The 22,453-nt window shown below is 41.1% G+C and carries 22 protein-coding genes; 1 reads left to right on the top strand and 21 read right to left on the bottom strand.

The features are described from left to right. Positions 1-62 precede the first annotated feature (62 nt). From MHI18_RS05305 to mce, 5 genes are all read right to left on the bottom strand, one after another. Complete coding sequence (locus tag MHI18_RS05305; RefSeq protein ID WP_340846354.1) at positions 63-1,301, bottom strand: DNA polymerase IV; 1,239 nt, start codon at positions 1,299-1,301, stop codon at positions 63-65. Between the two features lie 51 nt (positions 1,302-1,352). Next, complete coding sequence (locus MHI18_RS05310; protein WP_340846355.1) at positions 1,353-1,808, bottom strand: chemotaxis protein CheW; 456 nt, start codon at positions 1,806-1,808, stop codon at positions 1,353-1,355. A gap of 65 nt (positions 1,809-1,873) precedes the next feature. Further along, positions 1,874-2,995 carry a tripeptidase T gene (locus MHI18_RS05315; RefSeq protein ID WP_340846356.1) on the bottom strand — a complete coding sequence of 374 codons (1,122 nt, stop codon included), beginning with the start codon at positions 2,993-2,995 and terminating at the stop codon, positions 1,874-1,876. Positions 2,996-3,068: 73 nt separating this feature from the next. Beyond that, positions 3,069-4,619 (bottom strand): acyl-CoA carboxylase subunit beta, encoded by a 1,551-nt coding sequence (locus MHI18_RS05320; protein ID WP_340846357.1) that lies wholly within the window; start codon positions 4,617-4,619, stop codon positions 3,069-3,071. Positions 4,620-4,631: 12 nt separating this feature from the next. Then, the gene (gene mce / locus MHI18_RS05325; protein ID WP_340846358.1) at positions 4,632-5,036 is read right to left on the bottom strand and encodes a methylmalonyl-CoA epimerase; all 405 of its coding nucleotides are present in this window, start codon (positions 5,034-5,036) and stop codon (positions 4,632-4,634) included. 164 nt (positions 5,037-5,200) lie between these two features. Here mce and prli42 point away from each other — a divergent pair, with 164 nt between their 5' ends. Beyond that, positions 5,201-5,296, top strand: coding sequence for a stressosome-associated protein Prli42 (gene prli42 / locus MHI18_RS05330; protein WP_340846359.1), 96 nt, complete (start codon positions 5,201-5,203; stop codon positions 5,294-5,296). A gap of 37 nt (positions 5,297-5,333) precedes the next feature. Here the strand turns inward: prli42 and MHI18_RS05335 are convergent, their stop codons facing one another. From MHI18_RS05335 to bcd, 16 genes are all read right to left on the bottom strand, one after another. Further along, positions 5,334-5,867 carry a dihydrofolate reductase family protein gene (locus MHI18_RS05335; RefSeq protein ID WP_340846360.1) on the bottom strand — a complete coding sequence of 178 codons (534 nt, stop codon included), beginning with the start codon at positions 5,865-5,867 and terminating at the stop codon, positions 5,334-5,336. A gap of 60 nt (positions 5,868-5,927) precedes the next feature. Continuing rightward, on the bottom strand, positions 5,928-6,404 hold the full coding sequence (locus MHI18_RS05340) for a L,D-transpeptidase (protein ID WP_340847581.1): 477 nt from the start codon (positions 6,402-6,404) through the stop codon (positions 5,928-5,930). Positions 6,405-6,461: 57 nt separating this feature from the next. After that, complete coding sequence (locus MHI18_RS05345) at positions 6,462-7,457, bottom strand: aromatic acid exporter family protein (RefSeq protein ID WP_340846361.1); 996 nt, start codon at positions 7,455-7,457, stop codon at positions 6,462-6,464. A gap of 132 nt (positions 7,458-7,589) precedes the next feature. Next, positions 7,590-8,312: an amino acid ABC transporter ATP-binding protein gene (locus MHI18_RS05350; protein ID WP_340846362.1), complete on the bottom strand. Its 723-nt coding sequence runs from the start codon at positions 8,310-8,312 to the stop codon at positions 7,590-7,592. Continuing rightward, a complete protein-coding gene (locus MHI18_RS05355; RefSeq protein ID WP_340846363.1) occupies positions 8,305-8,964 on the bottom strand; it encodes an amino acid ABC transporter permease in 660 nt (219 codons plus the stop codon). Before MHI18_RS05355 ends, MHI18_RS05350 begins: the two co-directional genes overlap by 8 nt. Before the next feature lie 110 nt (positions 8,965-9,074). Further along, positions 9,075-9,884 (bottom strand): transporter substrate-binding domain-containing protein, encoded by an 810-nt coding sequence (locus tag MHI18_RS05360; protein ID WP_445669983.1) that lies wholly within the window; start codon positions 9,882-9,884, stop codon positions 9,075-9,077. Positions 9,885-10,156: 272 nt separating this feature from the next. Further along, entirely contained in the window at positions 10,157-10,594 is a 438-nt protein-coding gene (locus MHI18_RS05365; RefSeq protein ID WP_340846366.1) for a BrxA/BrxB family bacilliredoxin, read from the bottom strand. A gap of 197 nt (positions 10,595-10,791) precedes the next feature. After that, complete coding sequence (gene meaB / locus MHI18_RS05370; protein ID WP_340846367.1) at positions 10,792-11,907, bottom strand: methylmalonyl Co-A mutase-associated GTPase MeaB; 1,116 nt, start codon at positions 11,905-11,907, stop codon at positions 10,792-10,794. Beyond that, positions 11,907-14,093 carry a methylmalonyl-CoA mutase gene (gene scpA / locus MHI18_RS05375; RefSeq protein ID WP_340846368.1) on the bottom strand — a complete coding sequence of 729 codons (2,187 nt, stop codon included), beginning with the start codon at positions 14,091-14,093 and terminating at the stop codon, positions 11,907-11,909. The genes meaB and scpA overlap by 1 nt, the downstream gene beginning before the upstream one ends. Next, the gene (locus MHI18_RS05380; RefSeq protein ID WP_340846369.1) at positions 14,090-15,934 is read right to left on the bottom strand and encodes a methylmalonyl-CoA mutase family protein; all 1,845 of its coding nucleotides are present in this window, start codon (positions 15,932-15,934) and stop codon (positions 14,090-14,092) included. The genes scpA and MHI18_RS05380 overlap by 4 nt, the downstream gene beginning before the upstream one ends. A 238-nt stretch (positions 15,935-16,172) precedes the next feature. Continuing rightward, positions 16,173-16,325: a hypothetical protein gene (locus MHI18_RS05385; RefSeq protein ID WP_340846370.1), complete on the bottom strand. Its 153-nt coding sequence runs from the start codon at positions 16,323-16,325 to the stop codon at positions 16,173-16,175. Between the two features lie 111 nt (positions 16,326-16,436). Beyond that, positions 16,437-17,714, bottom strand: coding sequence for a dihydrolipoamide acetyltransferase family protein (locus tag MHI18_RS05390; protein WP_340846371.1), 1,278 nt, complete (start codon positions 17,712-17,714; stop codon positions 16,437-16,439). Positions 17,715-17,735: 21 nt separating this feature from the next. Beyond that, positions 17,736-18,719, bottom strand: a complete 984-nt coding sequence (locus MHI18_RS05395; RefSeq protein ID WP_340846372.1) for an alpha-ketoacid dehydrogenase subunit beta — start codon at positions 18,717-18,719, stop codon at positions 17,736-17,738. A 12-nt stretch (positions 18,720-18,731) separates the two neighbouring features. Continuing rightward, the gene (locus tag MHI18_RS05400) at positions 18,732-19,733 is read right to left on the bottom strand and encodes a thiamine pyrophosphate-dependent dehydrogenase E1 component subunit alpha (RefSeq protein WP_340847583.1); all 1,002 of its coding nucleotides are present in this window, start codon (positions 19,731-19,733) and stop codon (positions 18,732-18,734) included. Positions 19,734-19,758: 25 nt separating this feature from the next. Further along, positions 19,759-21,183: a dihydrolipoyl dehydrogenase gene (gene lpdA / locus MHI18_RS05405; protein ID WP_340846373.1), complete on the bottom strand. Its 1,425-nt coding sequence runs from the start codon at positions 21,181-21,183 to the stop codon at positions 19,759-19,761. Positions 21,184-21,247: 64 nt separating this feature from the next. Further along, a complete protein-coding gene (bcd, locus tag MHI18_RS05410) occupies positions 21,248-22,345 on the bottom strand; it encodes a branched-chain amino acid dehydrogenase (protein ID WP_340846374.1) in 1,098 nt (365 codons plus the stop codon). Positions 22,346-22,453 lie beyond the last annotated feature (108 nt).

The raw sequence follows: 22,453 nt of genomic DNA on the forward strand, positions 1-22,453 counted from the left end.
TTTTACACGTTACGCGAGAAAAACAAACGAAAAACCCTTGTATATTGGAACTAATTTCTTATTTAATCAAGAAAATCTTTACTGAAGCTTGTATCTGCCTGACCGGTTTTACGAACGGGAGGAAGTCCTTTTTTTATTATTCCCTTGCCATATTTGCTCTGCAGCTGCTGCATTACATTATACAACGGTTCCTTAACAGCTTCCTTTTCATATGAAAATAAATCCAGCTGTTTATAAGCTGATTCCTTTTCGATTACCTCGAAAGCTGTGACACCAAGGAGCCGGACGTCTTCACCATTCCAATGTTTGGTGAATAACTCGATCGCTAGTGCATGAATTTCTTCACTCTCTGAAAAAGCATTGGCGACCAATCTGCTCCGTGTAACCGTTCGGCGATCCTTATAACGAATCGTAACACCGATCTTGTGACCGACCAAACTTTTATTCTTCAACCGCTGGGCAACTTTTAATGAGAGTCTTCCCAGAACAGCTGTCAGCTCCTTTTGACTATTTGTATCCTTTGGAAGCGTAGTCGAATTACCAATACTCTTATGTTCATAAATAGATTCTGGGTCCACCAAGCGATCATCAATACCCATTGCCCTATTTTTCAATCTTGTCCCATTTATGCCAAGCAGCTGCTTCATGAGACCATCAGGGGCATGTGCCAGATCACCGATCGTCCGAATCCCCACAGCGTTTAACTTTTCCGCTGTCTTATTCCCGATTCCATGCATCTCGCCCACTTCATATGGCCACAGAATTTTAGGTACATCCCTTTTCCTTAAAATCGTTATCCCAAGCGGTTTTTTCATATCAGAAGCCGTTTTAGCTAGAAATTTATTAGGTGCAATTCCAATACTGCAAGGCAGATCCATGGTTTGAAGGATGCGGTTTTGGATTGTTTCGGCAATCTCAATTGGTGTCCCCATTTCCGCACAATCACTTATATCAAGGTACCCTTCATCAATCGATACCGGCTCAACCTGTTCAGTAATCGATCGTAAGAGGTCAAAAATTGCAGATGAAGCCGTTCGATACCGTTCGAAATTAGGTTTCATCACAACTAGACTAGGACAAAGCTTTTTAGCTTCCCAAAGCGGCATCGTTGTTTTAACGCCGAATTTTCGTGCCTCATAGCTGCAAGTCACAATAATTCCCCGTCGTTCCTCTACATTGCCTGCTACTGCCAGCGGTTTTCCCTTTAACATGGGGTTATGGGCCATTTCAACAGATGCATAAAAGCTATTCATATCAACATGTAGAATGACTCTGCCATTTTTCGGATACATCTGATTCATTATTGTCACATCCTTAGTCTAGCTGTTGCCTTTAAAAAAACAGCCCTCCTGTTAAGGATGACTGTGCGTGTTTAGATTTTCTACTCCATTCAGCATAAATAACTTTTGGGGATCCATAATCGTAATTAAACGGGCATTCACATTCGCTACACCAAGAAAATAATTTCGGTTAGCAAGTCCGAGCATTCCCAATTGTTTAACCTCGATGCCTGAGATATCCAAGATTTCTTTGGCTTCATCAACGATTAACCCCACTTGCTGCTGGTCTAGACTTAAAATGATCCATTTAAGCTGACCATCCTTGTTCCCTTTAAAGGAATCAAATAGTCTTTGTGTATGAACTAAGGGAAGGATTTCCCCTCTTACTACACACATTCCAGCTATGTAATCAGGAGCTTGTGCAGGTGTAATGTCTCCAGGATTTTCAATTGATTGTACACACTCAATCGGCAGGGCATATTCTGCACCTCCAACCATGAACACTACTACTTTCGTTAGCTTGCTCATCCATTCAACCTCACTATCTTAAAAAAACGGGGATTTTCTATGAAAGCAAAATCCCAATTTTCCCTTTATTCGCCCGCAGTTTCAGCAATAATGGCAAGAACCATTTCAGCAAGCTTGCTTAGTTCTTCAACAGGAATTTTTTCATTGGTTGTATGAATCTCTTCATAACCTACAGCAAGGTTAACCGTTGGAATACCGAAGCCTGCAATAACGTTAGCATCGCTGCCGCCGCCGCTCTTCTGAAGTGTTCCAGGACGGCCAATTTTAGCTGCCGCTTTTTTAGCTACCTCAACAACATGGTCATCTGCTCCATATTTAAAACCAGGATACATAACTTTTACTTCGACTTCTGCTTTGCCGCCAAGCTCTGCTGCAGCTGATTCGAAGGCATCCTTCATTTTTTGAACTTGCTGTTCCATTTTTTCTGGAACAAGTGAACGTGCTTCAGCTAAAATCTCTACATAATCACAAACAATATTCGTCTGTTGTCCGCCCTCAAAGCGACCAATATTTGCAGTTGTTTCTTCATCAATACGACCAAGCGGCATTTTTGAAATGGCTTTAGAAGCAATGGTGATAGCAGAAACTCCTTTTTCTGGTGCTACACCTGCATGAGCCGTTTTACCGTAAATACGTGCGCCTACTTTTGCTTGTGTTGGAGCCGCCACAACAATTTCGCCCACTTTTCCATCACTATCAAGAGCATAGCCGAATTTAGCCGTAACAAGGGAACGATCTAGAACTTTAGCACCCACAAGTCCTGATTCTTCACCAACCGTTATAATAAATTCAATCGTCCCATGGGTGATATTATCTTCTTTTATAACACGCAAGGTTTCAAGCATAACAGCTAAACCAGCTTTATCATCAGCACCCAAAATCGTTGTTCCATCAGAAACGATATAGCCGTCTTTAATCGAAGGCTTAATGCCTTTTCCTGGTACAACCGTATCCATGTGTGACGTGAAATAGATAGTATCTACGCCTTCTTTATTACCTTTTAATGTGCAGACAAGATTTCCTGCTCCATGTCCAGTCTGACTTGTTGTATCGTCTTCAAAAACGTCTACCCCAAGGGAAGAAAACTTTTCTTTTAAGACTTTAGCAATGTCAGCTTCATGTTTTGTTTCAGAATCGATTTGTACTAATTCAAAAAATTCACTTACTAAGCGTTCTTGATTAATCATACTCGTCTAACCTCCAATAATTATCTCCAATTAAGTATACGTCTAATGTTGAAAACCAGCAAATCTTGCAGTCTTATAGAGGGATATTGCCATGTTTTTTATATGGCCGGCTATCTTTTTTATTACGAAGCATGTCAAGTGACTGGATGAGTTTAATCCTCGTTTCGCGTGGATCAATGACATCATCAACCATCCCTTGTTTGGCTGCTACATAAGGATTCGCAAATTTTTCGCGATATTCTTCTATTTTCTGTGCACGCGTTTCTTCAGGGTTTTCACTATTTTGAATTTCACGGGCAAAGATGATATTTGCTGCTCCTTGAGGGCCCATTACAGCGATTTCAGCATTTGGCCAAGCAAATACCATATCAGCACCAATAGACTTACTGTTAAGGGCTACATAAGCGCCTCCATATGCCTTACGAAGAATCACTGTCATTTTCGGTACCGTTGCTTCAGAATAAGCATAAAGAATTTTTGCACCATGGCGGATGATTCCCCCATGCTCTTGTTTAACGCCAGGGAAGAAACCAGAAACATCTTCAAACGTAATCAACGGAATATTGAATGAATCACAGAAACGAATAAATCGTGCGGCTTTATCCGAGGAGTTAATATCCAATCCTCCAGCAAGAACCTTCGGCTGATTGCAGATTAATCCAACGACTTCACCCTTAATCCGTGCTAGTCCGATCACAATATTCTTAGCAAAGTCCTTTTGAACTTCCATAAAACTGTTTTGATCGACAACTTGATCGATAACTTTCCTGACATCATACGGTCTTAAACCATCAAATGGAATAACATCTGTTAAATCAGGGCGGTAGTCCTCCTCTAAATCCGCTTCAAGCCTCGGAGGTTTCTCTTCATTATTCTGAGGCAAATAACTTAATAATTCTCGGACTTGAGCAAGAACCTTCTCTTCTGTTTCACCTTGAAAATGAGCATTGCCACTGATACTATTATGTACTCCTGCACCACCTAAATCCTCAGAACTAATTTTTTCTCCCGTAACCGTTTCAATAACCTTTGGTCCTGTAATAAACATTTGGCTTGTTTTCTCAACCATGAATACAAAATCCGTAATTGCTGGTGAATAAACAGCTCCACCTGCACAAGGTCCCATAATGACTGATATCTGTGGAATCACACCTGAATAAATGGCATTACGATAAAAAATATGACCATATCCATCCAGTGAAACGACACCTTCTTGTATCCTGGCTCCGCCTGAATCATTTAACCCTATAAACGGTGCTCCATTCTTTGCGGCAAGATCCATTACATTTGCAATTTTCTTCGCGTGCATCTCCCCTAATGCACCGCCAAAGACAGTGAAATCTTGAGAAAACAAATAAATGGGCCGTCCATTCACTTTTCCATATCCCGTGACAACCCCGTCACCTGGCCCCTTGACCTGATCAAGACCAAAATCTACACTCCGATGTTCAATAAAAGGATTTAACTCAACAAAAGTTCCGGGATCGACTAAAAGTTCAATTCTCTCTCTTGCCGTTAACTTTCCTTTCTCATGCTGTTTAGCAATTCGTTCATCTCCGCCCCCATTTTCAACTTCTCTTCTTCTATCGTATAAATCGTTAATTGTTTCATAGATATCAGTCATGTTTACTCCCCCTTATTTTTGCTGTTCACATAGTTCGAATAATACGCGTGCTGTTGATTTTGGATGGATAAAGGCCACTTTGGCCTCATGTGCCCCTATTCGAGACGTATCATCAATCATCGTAATCCCCTGCTCTTTCAATTCCTTAATTCTACTTTCGATTCCCTCTACCCCTAATGCAATGTGATGGATCCCTTCTCCACGTTTGGCTATGTATCCAGCAATCGGACTATCATCTGATAACGCTTCCAATAATTCTAGTCGTGTATTCCCTGCAAACAAGAACGCTACCTTAACCCCTTGGTTTTCTACGGTCTCGATTGCTTCTAACTTCATCCCAAAGACATCTGTATACAGTGGAAGAGCGTCATTTATTGAATAAACGGCAATTCCAATATGATCAATTTTCTGCATCATCTTTGCATCTCCCCCTCTACCATTATCTAACTATAACAATATTCTATCTATTCTGACGACATAACACCAGCAATAATTGTTAAAAACCTCTAGAACTTCTGCTTGTTTATCTTTTTTATACACGTTAAAATAAATATAATCACTTCCCGAAAGAGGAGATGTCCATGAAGAATAAAAAAAGCAGAAAAATCGTTGTCTATTTAATGCTCGCTTGCATGCTTCTGACTACACTGTTTTCCGGAATCGCCGTTTTCTTATAAAACGTCAAAGAGGCTGCCCTTCATGGGACAGCCTCTTTCACTTATGGACAATATAATGTAATTCCACAAATTGATTAAAGGTTCTAGTACCTTTTAACGAAAGATCCAGTTCATAATCCCCTGTCTTAAATAAAGGAATTCCTTCTCCGATAATTGTTGGGGCTACAGTCACGATTAGTTCATCAACTAATTTTTCTTTTAAAAATGTATGTAATAAATCACCGCCGCCAACCATCCAAATATTTCTTCCTTCTTCCTTTTTCAAGTTATTAGTAAAGGTAACACTGTCTTCATTTACAAATTTAACATGATCTGTATTGGCTAAGTCTGACCTAGAAAAAACGTAACAGTCCTTTGCTTGATAAGGAAATTGACCGTTTTCCTGTTCCATTATCCAATCATACGTTCGTTTGCCCATTATGACCGTATCTACCGTTTCGAAGAATTCCGAATAACCGTTATCCCCTTCCCCTTCCACCCTAAATAACCAGTCTAACGAGTCGCCTTTTGCTGCAATATACCCATCCAAGCTTTGGGCAATAAACAATACAATTTTTCTCTGGTTCTTCATGCTATCCCTCCTAAAAAAAAGCAGTCAGATTCTGATATGAAATCCACTGCTTTTATATCTTTATTTAATTGCTCCCTGTTCTTTAGCAAGGGTCTTGAAATCTTTTGAGGAACTAGTAATCAGCACCTGTGTTCCGATAGGCACTTGATCATATAGTTTTTCGATATTCTCTTTCGAAAGCCGGACACAGCCATTAGAGATGTATTTGCCAATCGATTGTGGTTGGTTGGTTCCGTGAATTCCATAAATCCGGCCATCAGTATTTAACGCATCAAACCCAATCCATCTTGAGCCAAGCGGATTCCGTGGATCCCCGCCAGGGATATTTTTCTTCCGATAATAGGGATTTACAGCTTTTACTGTTACCGTAAATAATCCCTCAGGAGTCAGCTCTTTGCTTTTTCCAGTACCTGCTGAAAATACCTCCTGAACTTTGTTTCCATTAATAAATGCAACTTTGTTCACCGCCTTGTTAACGATGACAAGCGGCTCGCCAGGTGCCACGGCCGGCACATCATGAAGAACAGGAAAAAGCATAGCGGTCAAAACAATCGATAAAAATAATTTCATTGTAAACATCCTTATCGTTTTTGTTTAGTTTTGGCCTGTCCGTCTCTTTTGATGCATGCTTTGTTTAACAGGGAGTCCTTTAAAGTTTCGTTTAATCAGCAGGTACTCTTCTATTTCTTTCATCAGCTGCAACAGGGCTGCTCTAGATTCAAATTCCTCCCGCGTGCTTGGAAGCTTCATTTCTTTAAAAACAGCATCCATTTCTTTTAATTTTCCCAAATAAACAATCGCTGTATTTTGCGGGTGAACATTTTCACCAAGTTCGGCAATAAATTCGGCCAGCATTCCGCTTTGTTTGACACGTAAGGGTAAATTCGCAACTAACGGAAGAATCCGTTCAATGATGGAAAATTGTTTTTCTCTCATCTTAAAATAATGATAATAAATATCTTCCTCACGTAAGAAATGATTTTCAACATCACGGAAAGCTAAGGTCTTAGCTTCAGCTAATAATTTCCCTGTTTCCGTAATTTCCCTGCCGTCCCATTCACTATCCTCATTCCTTAAATAGAGAGAGACTTCTTTAAGGATCTTGGAAAAATTCTCCTCAATTTTTTCTTGAAAAACAATTAACTTATTATCGAGGCTCGGCATATACCAGTTAACCAAAAGCGCTACACCTATCCCTATACTTATCAGGGCTGCCTCATTAAGAAGCAGCTTCCAGGTGATTTCCCCCGCTGTATATAGATGGAGGATGATAACGCTGCTCGTTACAATCCCCTCATTGACTTTTAAAGCAACGGTCGTAGGAATAAATAGCAGCAGCATCAATCCGATAACCCATGCATGAAATCCTAAGACTTGAAATAAAACAGCTGAAAAAACGATGGCAATCATACAGGCAATTAAACGTGAAATAGACGCCCTTAATGATTTCTTTTTTGATACTTGGATACAAAGAATTGTGATAATTCCAGCCCCTGAAAAACTATTTAAGCCAAGCAGCTGAGCAAGAAAAATGGCTGCTGTAACACCGACTGCTGTTTTAATTGTCCGATAACCAATCTTAAATGCCATGCTGTATCACCCTGATTCATTAGTGTTATCCTAATAGTACCAGCAAATGGTTTATCAATCATCTTTTACTAATTAAATAAAAAAATAAGCCTCACTGTATCAGGATATCCTGTACAGTGAGGCTTACGCTTTTTATAGTACTTTTTCGAGAAAATCTTGGGCACGTTGACTTTTCGGTGTGGAGAAGAATTCTTCTGGGGATGCATCTTCAACCAGCTTCCCTCCGTCAAGGAACAGAATTCGATCCGCAACCTCGCGGGCAAAGCCCATTTCGTGAGTAACAATTGCCATTGTCATTCCTGAATCCGCCAGTGATTTCATAACGGCAAGTACTTCTTTAACCATTTCTGGATCTAGTGCTGAAGTTGGTTCATCAAAGAGCATAACTTCAGGTTTCATAGCTAATGCTCTAGCAATCGCAACACGCTGCTTTTGACCGCCGGATAATTTATTGGGATATTGATTTTCTTTTGCAGCCAGTCCAACCATTTCTAAAAGCTCCCGGCCTTGCTTTTCCGCTTCAGTCTTTGAGATACCCTTGACCTTCATCGGAGCATAGATGATGTTACCAAGGACGGTCTTATGCGGGAATAAGTTAAAATGCTGGAACACCATTCCTACATTTTCACGCACCTTTGAAATGTCTACCCCTTTTGTCGTGATTTCGTTATCTTTGATCCAAATTTGACCTTTTGTCGGTGTTTCCAGCAAGTTCAAACAACGAAGGAAAGTCGATTTACCTGAACCAGATGGTCCGATAATGGCGACAACTTCCCCCTCTTTAATAGTTGTATGAATTCCTTTTAATACATCCAGCTTACCAAAGCTTTTATGGAGGTTCTCTATTTTAATCACTACGTCTCATTCTCCCTTCAATGACCTTCCCGATAATAGTCAGGATCATAACCATGACATAATAAATCAAGCCGGCAATTAAGATGGGTTCGAAGAATTTATATGTCTCTCCACCAACAATATATGAACGACGCATAATATCTCCGAGACCGATGATGGTCACTACGGCTGATTCCTTAGTAAGGGTAATTAGCTCATTCATTAATGCTGGCAAAATATTTTTAAACGCTTGCGGTAAAATGATATTCAGCATACTGCTTTTGTATGGAACACCCAATGCTTGTGCTGCTTCCATCTGACCTTTATCAACTGCCATAATTCCGCCGCGGATTACTTCAGATATGTAGGCAGCCGAATTTAACCCGAAAGATAAGAAGGCTGCCTCGAAAGCATCAATTTGGACACCGAATAGCTGCGGTGAACCAAAATAAATCAGCATTAATTGTAAAACAAGCGGTGTCCCGCGAAAGATTGATGTATAAAAATCAGCAATCCAGTTTAATGGCTTTACTTTACTTATTTTCATTAAGGATAGCAAAATCCCTAAAACAAACCCAATCACGGCTGCAATTCCTACAACCTGTAAGGTAATCGGAATTCCTTCCAAAATATAAGGAATCGAAGGCATGATTCTTTCAAAATCTAAATTCAAAACTCTCTTCCTCCCTCAGCTTCTACTTTCTGATAATACAGATTATAAGGCCTCATGGAAAAACGTTCAAAAGGCCGGCCTTTTGAACGTCTCCCACTCTTCTATGCTGCTTATTTTGCTGCTCCGTCTCCGAACCATTTTAGAACTAATTCTTCTACTTCGCCATTTTCTTTCATTTCTTTCAGTTGTTCATTAAATTCATCTTTAAGCTTACTATCCTTTTTAAAGGCGATTGCGGAACCTGCATCTTCGCTTCCGTCTTCAATCAACGTACCATCTAGTTCTTTATTATCTGCTAAATAACCTTTTGAAACAGTATCTTCAATCACAGCTGCATCGTAACGGCCAGAAATGATTTGCTGGACAATTTCAGGAATACGATTTAGCTTTTCAACTTTAATATCTACCTTTTCTTCTTTCACTAGGTCTGTAACAAGTCCTTCTTGAATAGAAGCTAATTGTACACCTACTGTTTTGCCTTCAAGGTCAGCGGTTGTTTTTATATCACTGCCTTTTTTCGTAATAAGCATGTTCCTAGACGTATAGTACGTATCACTAAAATCAACTGTTTTGAGTCGCTCAGGAGTCGGTGTCATTCCTGCTAGCACTAAATCTGCTTGTCCGTTTTCTAGTGCTGGAATTAAGCCGTTAAAATCAATATCCTTCGGTTTCACTTCATAGCCTAGCTTTTTCCCTATGGCTTTCGCTAGATCTACATCAAATCCCTTAATCTCTTCTCCTGTAGCTGTTTCAACAAATTCGAATGGCGGGTAATCCGCTGAAGTTCCCATAATTAACACTTTGTCATTTGTATCGCTGTCGCTGCCAGTTGATGATTCATCCTTATCCGATGTTCCACATGCTGTAAGTACTCCTGCTAAGATAACAGAAGTAAACACAAGGCCAAATCTTCTCTTCAATTTCATGTTGTCTTTCCTCCAATTAAAAAAATTATTAGATCAATATCATTATTATTTTCAAGATATTTTTGTCCTATCCATTCGCTAAAATTATTTTAACATATTTCTATATTTATTCAATATTATTTATAAATAAAAATGGGAAAAACGAAATAAATCGTATTGATTACTGTGTTTAACAGCTTTTTGGTATATTTTTCATATACACAATATACTTATAGGAACAAAACAATGTATAAAAAAAAGCAAAAAAAAAGCCCGGTATACCAGGCTTAGATTTCTTCACAATATTGTTCGAAATACGTTTGTAGTTTATTCACGACTGACATTGGATCATGACCTTCAATTTCGTGCCGCTCTACCATAGTTAAGAACTGACCATCTTTTAAAAGTGCGAATGATGGAGATGAAGGCGGATATCCTTCAAAATAATCACGAGCCTTATCAGTAGCTTCTTTATCTTGTCCAGCAAAAACAGTGACAAGATGATCTGGACGTTTATCATAATGAATAGAATGTGCAGCTGCAGGTCTTGCAATTCCTCCAGCACATCCGCATACAGAATTAATCATGACAAGTGTTGTACCTTTTTGAGCAAATGCTGAGTCAACATCTTCTGGTGTTGTAAGCTCTGTATATCCAGCCGTTTTGATTTCCTCACGGGCATTTTTGACCACGTCATTCATTAAAAAATTAAAATCCATATTCATGTGAGTGCTCCTTCCATCCTTCTTCTATGTTCCATAACATCATATCAAGATGTGTCCTTTCAATCAATCTTTTTACCTATCAACAAAAATAAGTGAAAAAAATAGGTTTATACTAGTTGGCAAAGGGTAAAACACAAATACCCCTAAATTATATACTCACAATGGATAGCAGAAATTTCTGCTATCCTCTTTTTATGTTAGGATTCATTGTCCTTATAAAAGTTCGTGAAGGCCTCCTGTACAGCCTGTGTCACGGTTTTTTTACCGGCAATGACTTCATTTTCTAATTGGGGAAGCATCCGTTTTATTCGTTCATTTTGAAAGAAGAGCGTTTGAAGCTGCTCATTCACAAGGGAATACAGCCATTCCTTTGCCTGCATCCTCCGACGTTCTTCAAACACACCTGATTGCTTCGTTAATCCAGTGAATTCACCAATGACCTCCCATAGGGCAGGTATTCCCTCACCATTTAATGATGAACAAGTCAATGACTTCGCTTGCCAGCCTTTTGTTGGTGACTTAAGAAAATGGAGAATGCGGCTATACTCAGATTTCGTTCTCAATGCAGCCGTTTTGTTCGAACCGTCCGCTTTATTAACAACAATTACATCAACCAGTTCAAGAATCCCCTTTTTCATCCCTTGCAGTTCATCCCCTGCTCCGGTTAAAGCCAGCAAGAGAAAAAAGTCAACCATCCCACGGACAATGGCTTCACTCTGCCCGACACCAACGGTTTCTACAAGAATTACATCAAAACCCGCGGCTTCACACAAAAGCATCGTTTCGCGGGTCTTGCGATGGACACCGCCAAGCGTGCCTTCTGACGGAGAAGGACGAATAAACGCCCGTGGATTTCGCGCTAACTCCTCCATCCTTGTTTTATCTCCAAGAATACTTCCGCCATTGATGGAAGAACTGGGATCAACTGCGAGCACAGCAACTTTATGTCCGGCCTGACAAAGATAGGTGCCAAATGACTCTATAAACGTACTTTTCCCTGCCCCAGGAACACCAGAAATTCCAATTCTAATTGACTTACCAGTATGCGTCATGATGGATTGGAGCAGACTTTGGGCATATTCAAAATGCTGGGGTGCATTGCTTTCAATCAGCGTGATTGCTCGTGCAAGCCTAGCCCGTTCGCCGAGAAGAATGCCCTCCTTTAGTTCTTCGATATCTTGTGGACGATCTTGTTTCTTTACGAATTTACCTACCTTGGTTTCTGAACTGACGGAGCGCTTGACACCCTCCTGCACAGAGGAAGTAAATCCATCCTCGTTTTCTTCTGCCCATTCCGGCTTTTTGCCGCTCATTATTCAGTCACTTCCTCATATCCAAGACGGCGGTATATTTCATGAAGTACCCTTTTGGCACTCTCAGGGATCACGGTTCCTGGTCCGAATATAGCGGATGCACCATTTTGAAGCAGGAATTCATAATCTTGAGCGGGAATCACTCCGCCGACAATGACGACAATATCCTCTCTGCCCAGTTTCTTTAATTCAGCTGTCAATTGCGGAAGCAGCGTTTTATGTCCTGCTGCAAGTGAACTCATCCCGATCGCATGAACATCATTTTCAACCGCTTGAAGGGCCGTTTCTTCTGCTGTTTGAAACAGCGGCCCTATATCGACGTCATAGCCTAAATCAGCAAATGCAGTAGCCACTACTTTCGCCCCGCGGTCATGACCATCTTGACCCATTTTCGCCATTAAAATTCTCGGTCTTCTGCCTTCTTGCGCTAGGAATTCTTCTGTCATAGCAATTACTTCATCTATATCGCTATCATTGGAATAGGATGAACTATACACACCGCTTATTGATCGAATCACTGCTTTATGTCGACCTGCTGTTTTTTCAATCACATCAGAAATTTCTCCGAGTGTTGCACGTGCTCGAGCAGCCTGAACAGCTAGTTCCAGAAGATTTCCCTTGCCTGTTGCAGCCCCTTGTCCAAGTGCTTCAAGAGCTTTTTTGACAGATGCATCGTCGCGCATTTCCTTTAGTTCACGAAGCTTTTTCAGCTGACTTTCTCGAACTGCGGTATTGTCTATTTCCAGAATATCGATTGGATCTTCGATTTCAAGGCGGTATTTATTGACCCCGACAATCGTTTCTTCCTGAGAATCAATTTTGGCTTGTCGTTTAGCCGCAGCTTCCTCAATCCTCATCTTCGGAAGACCAGTTTCAATGGCTCTTGCCATGCCGCCTAGGTTTTCAATTTCTTCAATATGCTCCCAGGCACGATCAATTAAGGCTTTCGTTAATGATTCAACATAATAGGAGCCTGCCCACGGATCAATCACTTTCGTAATCCCTGTTTCTTCTTGAAGATACAGCTGCGTATTTCTTGCAATTCGTGCGGAGAAATCTGTCGGCAATGCTATAGCTTCATCCAAAGCGTTTGTATGAAGGGACTGAGTATGACCGAGCGCTGCTGCGTGTGCTTCGAGTAAAGTTCGGACCACGTTATTAAATGGATCTTGCTCTGATAAACTCCATCCAGATGTTTGTGAATGGGTGCGGAGTGCCATGGCTTTTGTACTTGCCGGCGCAAATTGTTTCATCAATTTAGCCCAAATAAACCGTCCAGCTCTCATTTTGGCGATTTCCATGAAATAGTTCATTCCAATGCCCCAGAAAAAAGATAGCCGTGGTGCAAATTTATCGATATCGATGCCAGCTTCAAGTCCCGTACGAACATATTCAAGTCCATCCGCAAGTGTATAAGCCAGTTCGATATCAGCTGGAGCTCCAGCTTCCTGCATGTGATAGCCGGATATGCTGATGCTGTTAAATTTCGGCATATACGTGGACGTATATTCAAAAATATCTGCAATAATCTTCATAGACATTTCCGGTGGATAAATATATGTATTACGAACCATATATTCTTTTAAGATATCATTTTGGATGGTACCTGATAGCTTATCTTGCGTTACGCCTTGTTCCTCAGCTGTCACTATATAGAAAGCCATAATGGGCAGTACTGCTCCGTTCATCGTCATAGACACCGACATTTGATCCAGTGGAATGCCATCGAATAAGCGCTTCATGTCTAGAATCGAATCAATAGCCACACCTGCCTTCCCCACATCACCCGTCACACGCGGATGGTCAGAGTCGTAACCACGGTGCGTTGGAAGATCGAAAGCAACAGAAAGCCCTTTTTGACCCATTGCTAAATTCCGACGATAAAAAGCATTCGATTCTTCAGCAGTGGAGAAACCTGCATATTGTCTGACCGTCCATGGTCGATTGACATACATGGACGGATAAGGTCCTCGTGTAAATGGAGCAATTCCCGGTACACTATCCATATGTTCTAAATTTTCGCGGTCCTTTTTCGTATATAGTGACTTAATCATGATTTGTTCATTACTCTCAAAAAGTAAATCTTCTATTGAATCCTGAACCATTTGGTTTACATTCTTACTTTGAATCGATTCTTGTTTTGACTTTTTTGTAGGCTTAACTTTTGTAAAATCAGGCTGCCTCATGCCTTCACCCCCAGCTGTTTATGCCATTCCGTCAGTATTTCGACGGCATTGGTTTTACTATGAATAACCTCTTGGATTCCTGCACCTATAAATTTGGCCTCTACTTCTTCTTTTTGTTTCCCTGCCAGATACAATTGAACCTGCGGTAGTGCCTTCTTGATGTCTTTAACTATCTGTACCTGGTAATCTTCATCACTGCCACATAGACAGAGTGTATGTACGCTGGATTTTTTGATAAAGTCAATTGCTTCTAAAACGGGGCCTTCAACAACTTCAATCCCTCCCGCTGCTGCCAACGCCTTCATAAAATCAGCACGCGGTTTATAATTCTTAAGTTCACCGAATGTGAGCAGCCCAATCTGAGGAGCTTCACCGCTTAATTTACGATGTGCCGCACTGCGCTTCCTTAACTCTTCGAATGGTTCTGCGAGCCTTTTTGGCTTAATCGCTGAAATAGACTGTGGATCCATTAATGTATAGTAATTAGTTATTTCTTTTACCGCTGATCTGTCTGACCCTAAATCAGCAGGATTGGGGTAAACATTTGTCCCAATAATACTTACCTTCCGCGATGCTAAATCATGGTTTCTCTTTTCGAAGACATCCCTTATTTCGTCTTGAATTTTTCCTTCTTGAAGTAAAGGCAGGATTCCTCCTGAAGTATGTATATCAAAGAATTTCTCCCACGCTTTTACAGCTATTTCATCCGTAAGTTGTTCCACATACCAAGAGCCGCCTGCGGGGTCCACGACTTCAGTAATATGTGTTTCTTCTTTTAAAATGAGATGAATATTTCGTGCAATTCTGTCTGCTGCCTGATTTTCTTTAGAAGACGCATGATTAAACGGATGAACCTCAAGGTATTGAATACCCCCAATGGCCGAGGCAAAAGCTTGGTTCGCCGTGCGGAGAATATTCACATGCTCGTCATAAAGCGTTTCTGACCGTTCTGATGTAACAGCATGAATAACCATTTTAAAATGATCGCCATCTGCATGGTAAGCTTCGGCAAATTGAGCCCATAGACGTCGAGCTGCCCGCAATTTAGCAATATTCATAAAATAATCGGAATCCACTGCGAATGAAAATATCAGTTTATCTGCAAGACCTTCTACCGTAAAACCATTTTTTTGCCCTTCTTCTATATACAATGCCGCTGTTGCAAGAGCGTACGCTAGTTCCTGAATAGCCGAAGCTCCACCATTATGATAGGTCACTGACTTTATTAGGATACTTTTAACTTGCGGAGCATGCCTGTCTATCTCTCGCAATGTATGAAACCAGCTTTCAAAAAAGAGTTCTGGTTTTCCAGGAATCTGTCCATCCATACACCATTCTGCAACTGGATCCTCTGCTAACACGCCAGTAAGCGAACTGGTTAGTTTTCCTAACTGTGGAAGCAAGTCTTTTTGTAATCCTCTCGTATCGATATACAAGGGCAGCTGATCAAGCGGCAGACCATCAAGTAGTTCTGTAAGCTCACCGTTTAGAAGTAAGTCTGCAGGGAATACAATAGCATTTTGACCACGTAAGAGAGCCGATTTCATTTTGCCATTGGCTTCCCTGCAATCAGCACCTCCAACAGGTTGGCAGACTGCCCACGGCTCGTCATGATAGCCATTGGTATAGATCCCTCTCGTATAGGGAAACTCACCGGGACTTTCTGTGTCAGTAAGGGAGACGTTATCGTCCGTATAAAGCGGATTTAAGGTAATTCCTTCATAAGTGGGTGTTTTAAGTTTATCAATAGTTTTCCCCCGTAAAGCTGTCTCAGCAGCTGACCGCCATTGTTCATAATTAGATTTAGGAAAGGAAAGGTCTTTAACGTTATCAATATTCATGTAATCGCTTTCTTATTTCTGGAACCTGATCAAGCGCTGTAGAGCGAACGCTCAGTCAGTACGAATAAGAAAGCTGTCCCCCTTCTCACTTTTTTGAATTATAGTAACATTCTAACATATCTAAATTCTAAATAGAAAGCTACTATTACTGGTTTTCCCATTTCTCTCATCCTCTTTGAATACCTAAATCAAACCATTCTAAGAGTCGATTCAAAAATTTCTAGTTCACGTTCATTATTTACTCATTCATGTACCTATCAGGCATTTCCTCCGTGTCCGAAAGAAATTTCTCCATTATCGTTTGGTATTCCTTCTCACTTAGAATTCCGGCTAGTTTGCTGATATAGGAAAAGTGAATAATTTTCTTCTGAATTCGTTTTGAGGTATTCATGATCTTTGCTCCTTTCTTTTTATGTTATGCGGTAATGACAAAAAGTTTCCTTAAGGCAAAAATAAAAATGTCTCGAAAAATCGTTAAAACGAGATTTCGAGACATTCTTTATTAATAAATCGGTGTATTTTCCTTCGACATATCTTCAATTATTTCTTTCACTCTGGCAAGGAATCTTCCGCAAACTAGACCATCAAGTACCCGATGATCCAACGATAGACAGAGATTAACCATGCTTCGTACTGCAATCATATCATTCACAATAACAGGACGTTTAACAATCGATTCGACTTGTAGAATTGCTGCCTGCGGATAGTTAATGATGCCCATAGATTGAATGGAGCCAAATGACCCAGTGTTATTAACGGTGAATGTTCCACCCTGCATTTCATCAGATTTAATTTTACCTGTTCTCACCTTGTCTGCAAGTTCAGTAATTTCACGAGCAATGCCTTTAATGGTTTTTTCATCTGCATGTTTGATTACGGGAACAAAAAGCGCTTTATCCGTTGCTACCGCAATCGAGATATTAATATCCTTCTTCTGGATAATTTTATCTCCTGCCCACATCGAATTCACCTCTGGGAACTCTTTCAAACTCTGAGCAATTGCTTTCACAAAAAAGGCAAAATAGGTTAGGTTATACCCTTCCTTTTGTTTAAATTCCCCTTTAAGCGAATCACGATAGGTAACCAGGTTTGTTGCATCTACTTCAACCATCGTCCAAGCATGCGGCACTTCCTGTTTACTGCGAAGCATATTAGCTGCAATCGCCTTACGAACACCACTTACAGGTACTTCAATATCTCCTTTATGAACGGGAACAGTTCCTGTTGAAGATGTTTGCTCGACTTTTGGTTTTGGTTGAGTTTGCACTTCGGTTTTCACGCTTGGTTGTGCTGTCTCTTGAGGAAGGTCTTTCATTTCAATCTGCTTCAAGAGATCTTTACGAGTAATTCTCCCCTCGCGTCCAGTACCTTGAATCGTAGTTAAATCAATCCCATTCTCCTGTGAGAGTTTTAATACGGCTGGAGAATATCGGCTCTTCATGGAATTTCCTTCTGAAGCATTATACGCATCTTCTATTGCCTGCTCAGGTTCATCCCCACGAAGATCTTCGTGTTCTATGGTCGTTACGCTTGATCCAGTTTCTGTTTCAATCACACAAATCACTTCACCAACAGCCAATGTTTCGCCCTCTTCTGCTCTTAATTCCTTAATAGTGCCGGAAAAAGAAGAAGGTACTTCAGCATTTACTTTGTCTGTCATGACCTCAGCAATTGAATCGTATTTATTAACCACATCGCCTGGTTTAACCAGCCAAGCGCTGATTGTTCCTTCCGTAACGCTTTCACCAAGCTGCGGCATTTTCATCTGTTCGATTGTCATTTGAACACCCCTGTTTCCCTATTAGTACTCAGCCAGCTCCCGCATTGCTTTTTCAACTTTATCTGGATTAACCATGAAATATTTCTCCATCGTTGGCGCATACGGCATAGCTGGGATATCAGGACCTGCGAGCCTCATGATCGGCGCATCGAGATCAAATAAGCAGTTTTCTGCTATAATGGCCGCTACTTCCCCGATAATACTGCCTTCCTTTGTATCCTCTGTAACCAGTAATACTTTTCCTGTCTTCGCTGCTGCTTCCACAATGGCGTCTTTATCTAATGGATAGACAGTCCGTAAGTCTAATACATGAGCAGAAATACCATCACTTGCTAATTTTTCTGCAGCTTGAAGGGCAAAATGGACACATAAACCATATGTAATCACCGTGATATCTTCACCTTGACGTTTTACATCTGCTTTTCCGATTGGCAAAACATAATCATCAACAGGTACTTCCCCTTTGATAAGACGATATGCCCGCTTATGTTCAAAGAACAATACAGGATCATCATCTCGGATGGCTGCCTTGAGCAAGCCCTTTACATCATAAGGTGTTGAGGGCATAACGATTTTTAATCCAGGCTGGTTAGCGAATATCGCTTCTACAGATTGTGAATGATACAGAGCTCCATGCACACCGCCGCCATAAGGAGCTCGGATAACCATCGGACAGCTCCAATCATTATTCGAACGATACCTGACTTTTGCAGCTTCGGAAATGATTTGATTGATTGCCGGCATGATAAAGTCAGCGAATTGCATTTCTGCAATTGGCCGCATTCCATACATGGCTGCTCCAACGCCGACGCCTGCAATCGCTGATTCAGCAAGCGGTGTATCAATAACCCGGTGTTCGCCGAATTGGTCATATAAACCATGGGTTGCTTTAAATACACCGCCCTTTTTGCCGACATCCTCTCCTAAGACGAAGACTTGGGAATCTCTTTCCATTTCCTCCCGTATAGCCATCGTCACTGCATCTATATAAGAAATTACTGGCATTGCTATTCCCCCTTATTTCTCTGCATAAACATACTGCAGTGCACTTTCTGCATCAGCATATGGAGCGCTCTCCGCATAATCAGTCGCTTCATTTACAACTGCCATAACCTGATCATTCAACTCTTTCTCAAGAGCATCATCCATAACACCTGTTTCCTTTAGATACGCACCAAACGTTATAATTGGATCTTGGGTCTTTGCTTCAGCTACCTCTGAAGGCGCTCGATAGCTGCGATCATCATCATCGCTTGAATGCGGTGTAAGTCGATAAGAAACCGTTTCTACTAACGTTGGTCCTTCACCGCGGCGCCCCCGGTCTGCAGCTTCTTTCACTGCTTGATAGACGGCAAGCGGGTCATTTCCATCTACCGTCACACCCGGCATCCCATAACCAATTGCACGGTCTGACACATTTTCACAAGCTAACTGCTTTTCAATTGGAACCGAGATCGCATATTTATTATTTTCACACATAAAGATGACAGGAAGCTTGTGGACACCTGCAAAGTTTGCGCCTTCATGAAAATCACCCTGATTAGAAGATCCTTCTCCAAACGTCACAAAAGCAACAAGATCTTCCTGATTCATTTTTCCAGCTAATGCTATCCCAACTGCATGTGGAACCTGTGTGGTGACGGGTGAAGAACCTGTTACAATTCGGTTGCTTCTCTGCCCAAAATGCCCTGGCATTTGTCTTCCTGCAGAGTTCGGATCCTCTGCTTTTGCAAATCCTGAAAGCATCAAATCTTTAGCCGTCATTCCAAACGTCAACACCACGCCTACATCCCGATAATAGGGAAGAACATAATCTTTAGTATTGTCTAGTGCGAAGGCAGCACCAACCTGTGCAGCTTCTTGACCTTGGCAGGAAATCACAAAGGGAATCTTGCCCGAACGATTTAACAGCCACATCCGTTCATCAATTCTTCGTGCCATTAACATCGTTTTATATATCTCAATCACTTTTTCGTTACTAAGTCCTAAATCCTCATGTCGATTTTTAACCATAGCTATCCCTCCTTGAGTTAAATAAATAAGTTTACATATGAATGGCTATGCCATCAACAGCAAGCGCTGCTTCTCCGATTGCCTCTGAAAGGCTTGGATGAGGATGGATGGTCTGTGAAATCTCCCATGGCGTTGCATCGAGTACTCTCGCAAGACCTGCCTCCGAGATCATGTCCGTTACATGTGGTCCAATCATATGAACACCTAAAATATCATTTGTTTTAGCATCAGCAATTATTTTAACAAATCCATCTGATTCTCCATACACAAGCGCCTTTCCTACTGCCTTGAAAGGAAACTTCCCAATCTTCAGCTCGAAGCCTTTTTCTTTAGCTTCATTTTCGGTATACCCAACGCTTGCCGCTTCTGGACTGGAATAAATACATTTTGAAACGAGCGAATAATCAATGGCATGCGGTTTTAATCCAGCAATATGCTCAACAGCAGTAATTCCTTCATGACTCGCTGCATGGGCTAGCTGCAATCCCCCAATACAATCACCTATTGCGTATATATGTGATTCTTTTGTTTGGTAATAATCATTGACTGAGATGAACCCTTTTTCTACAACTGCCTCGGTGTTCGTCAATCCAATTCCCTCTACATTAGCTTGCCTGCCCACAGAAACAAGGATCTTGTCCGCTGTAAATTCTTCATTCGTATGATTAATTTCTGCCGAAATCGAGACATGATCACTATGATGTAGAAGAGTTTCAGATAATACTTTCGCATTCGTATGAATGGTAATGCCTTTTTTCTTAAGAAGCTTTTCCATTTCTTTGGAAATCTCATGATCCTCAGTTGGAATAATCCGGTCAGCATATTCCAGCACCGTAACCTTTGCTCCAAAGTCATTAAGCATAGAAGCCCACTCAATTCCAATTACACCCCCGCCGACAATGATAATCGACTTTGGCAGCTCTGTGAATTCTAACGCTTCCTCGGAGGTTACTACAGAAACCCCATCAATTTCAAGACCCTCAAGTGTTCGTGGTCTTGATCCAGTAGCAATAATGACGTTTTTAGGAATCAGCATTTCGTTTTCGTTTCCATTATTCATTTCAACTGATATGGTACCTGGCAGTGGAGAGAAAATGGACGGTCCAAGAATTCTGCCAATCCCTTCGAAAACATCAATTTTCCCCTGTTTCATTAAATGCTGTACACCTGCATATAGCTGGTTTACAATTTTTTCTTTCCGCTGTTGAACTTTAGGGAAATCAAGTTTTACGTCACCAAGAATCACGCCATATTCTTCACTTTTCAGTGATGTATGGTAAACTTCAGCACTGCGTAACAACGCCTTTGACGGGATACAGCCTTTATGCAGACATGTGCCTCCGAGCTTTCCTTTTTCAACAATTGCTGTTTTTAATCCTAGTTGTGAAGCGCGAATCGCAGCTACATAGCCGCCCGTTCCGCCTCCAAGTATCACTAAATCATATTCTTCAGCCATGGTAGAACCTCCTACATTTACTAACGTGTTCATTAAGACGAATTTTTCTTTTATTAAAGAGTCCTTATTTACGGCGATTCAGAATATGCTTTTCATTTTGTAAAAATTGACTGCGCGAGTTTCTCATCCGTTCAATGCGTTCTTCGACCATTCGGTCAGCTGCTTTGTACGTTGGTATTCCGTCACGTTTAGCAATATTAATTACCTTTTCAATACTTGCATATACCCCTTCAACCTTTTTAAGGGCCCGCTCACGATTATACCCATATAATTCATCAGCTACATTAATTACGCCGCCAGCGTTAATCACGTAATCCGGTGCATACACAATTCCCATTTCATGAATTTGATCACCGTGAATAGGATCCTTCAGCTGGTTATTCGCTGCTCCTGCAATAACCTTCGCTTTAATTCTAGAAATCGTTTGGTCATTAATCACTGCGCCCAGTGCACAAGGAGCATAGATATCACACTCAACATCATAGATATCGTTCGGATCCACTGCCTTTGCACCAAACTCATCAACTGCTCGTTGAACGGCTTCCTTGTTAATGTCCGTCACAACAAGCTTAGCTCCTTCTTCATGCAGGTGACGCAATAAATTATAAGCAACATTGCCGACCCCTTGTACGGCCACTGTCTTGCCTTCAAGAGAATCTGTACCAAATGCAGCTTTAGCAGCTGCCTTCATTCCTCTATAAACCCCATAAGCAGTAACCGGTGAAGGATTACCTGAAGAACCGAATGCAGGTGATATACCCGTTACAAAATCAGTTTCTTCATGAATAAGATCCATATCTGCCACAGTTGTCCCAACATCTTCAGCCGTAATATATCTGCCATTTAACCCTTGGATATACCGTCCAAAAGCACGGAACATTTCTTCATTTTTATCCTTACGGGGATCACCGATGATGACTGTCTTACCACCGCCTAAGTTCAAACCTGCTGCAGCATTTTTATATGTCATCCCTTTGGCTAGACGAAGAGCATCCTCAATCGCTGCATCCTCTGATTCGTAAGTCCACATTCTTGTTCCCCCAAGAGCGGGTCCGAGTGTTGTATCGTGAATGGCGACGATCGCCTTTAATCCTGATTGTTTATCCTGACAAAATAAAAGCTGTTCGTAATCATATTTCTCCATATAAGTAAAAATCTCCATTGATAAATCCCCCTCTAATGTCATAACAATTAATCGTAATCAAATAAAACAGCATAGTGGTATGACCACTAATAGTAGGGTCACGCCTCTTTTCATGGCTTTTTTCGT

It is taken from the genome of Peribacillus sp. FSL H8-0477, from assembly GCF_038002765.1.
Taxonomy (GTDB): domain Bacteria; phylum Bacillota; class Bacilli; order Bacillales; family DSM-1321; genus Peribacillus.

Bases quoted from the DNA above. Each gene is read 5' to 3' on its own strand.
- bcd (WP_340846374.1), bottom strand. From the start codon at position 22,345: ATGGAGATTTTTACTTATATGGAGAAATATGATTACGAACAGCTTTTA.
- MHI18_RS05310 (WP_340846355.1), bottom strand. From the start codon at position 1,808: ATGAGCAAGCTAACGAAAGTAGTAGTGTTCATGGTTGGAGGTGCAGAA.
- meaB (WP_340846367.1), bottom strand. From the start codon at position 11,907: ATGAGCGGCAAAAAGCCGGAATGGGCAGAAGAAAACGAGGATGGATTT.
- MHI18_RS05390 (WP_340846371.1), bottom strand. From the start codon at position 17,714: ATGACAATCGAACAGATGAAAATGCCGCAGCTTGGTGAAAGCGTTACG.
- MHI18_RS05365 (WP_340846366.1), bottom strand. From the start codon at position 10,594: ATGAATATGGATTTTAATTTTTTAATGAATGACGTGGTCAAAAATGCC.
- mce (WP_340846358.1), bottom strand. From the start codon at position 5,036: ATGATGCAGAAAATTGATCATATTGGAATTGCCGTTTATTCAATAAAT.
- prli42 (WP_340846359.1), top strand. From the start codon at position 5,201: ATGAAGAATAAAAAAAGCAGAAAAATCGTTGTCTATTTAATGCTCGCT.
- MHI18_RS05305 (WP_340846354.1), bottom strand. From the start codon at position 1,301: ATGAATCAGATGTATCCGAAAAATGGCAGAGTCATTCTACATGTTGAT.
- MHI18_RS05335 (WP_340846360.1), bottom strand. From the start codon at position 5,867: ATGAAGAACCAGAGAAAAATTGTATTGTTTATTGCCCAAAGCTTGGAT.
- MHI18_RS05320 (WP_340846357.1), bottom strand. From the start codon at position 4,619: ATGACTGATATCTATGAAACAATTAACGATTTATACGATAGAAGAAGA.
- MHI18_RS05380 (WP_340846369.1), bottom strand. From the start codon at position 15,934: ATGAATATTGATAACGTTAAAGACCTTTCCTTTCCTAAATCTAATTAT.
- MHI18_RS05340 (WP_340847581.1), bottom strand. From the start codon at position 6,404: ATGCTTTTTCCTGTTCTTCATGATGTGCCGGCCGTGGCACCTGGCGAG.
- lpdA (WP_340846373.1), bottom strand. From the start codon at position 21,183: ATGGCTGAAGAATATGATTTAGTGATACTTGGAGGCGGAACGGGCGGC.
- MHI18_RS05315 (WP_340846356.1), bottom strand. From the start codon at position 2,995: ATGATTAATCAAGAACGCTTAGTAAGTGAATTTTTTGAATTAGTACAA.
- MHI18_RS05345 (WP_340846361.1), bottom strand. From the start codon at position 7,457: ATGGCATTTAAGATTGGTTATCGGACAATTAAAACAGCAGTCGGTGTT.
- MHI18_RS05395 (WP_340846372.1), bottom strand. From the start codon at position 18,719: ATGCCAGTAATTTCTTATATAGATGCAGTGACGATGGCTATACGGGAG.
- scpA (WP_340846368.1), bottom strand. From the start codon at position 14,093: ATGAGGCAGCCTGATTTTACAAAAGTTAAGCCTACAAAAAAGTCAAAA.
- MHI18_RS05385 (WP_340846370.1), bottom strand. From the start codon at position 16,325: ATGAATACCTCAAAACGAATTCAGAAGAAAATTATTCACTTTTCCTAT.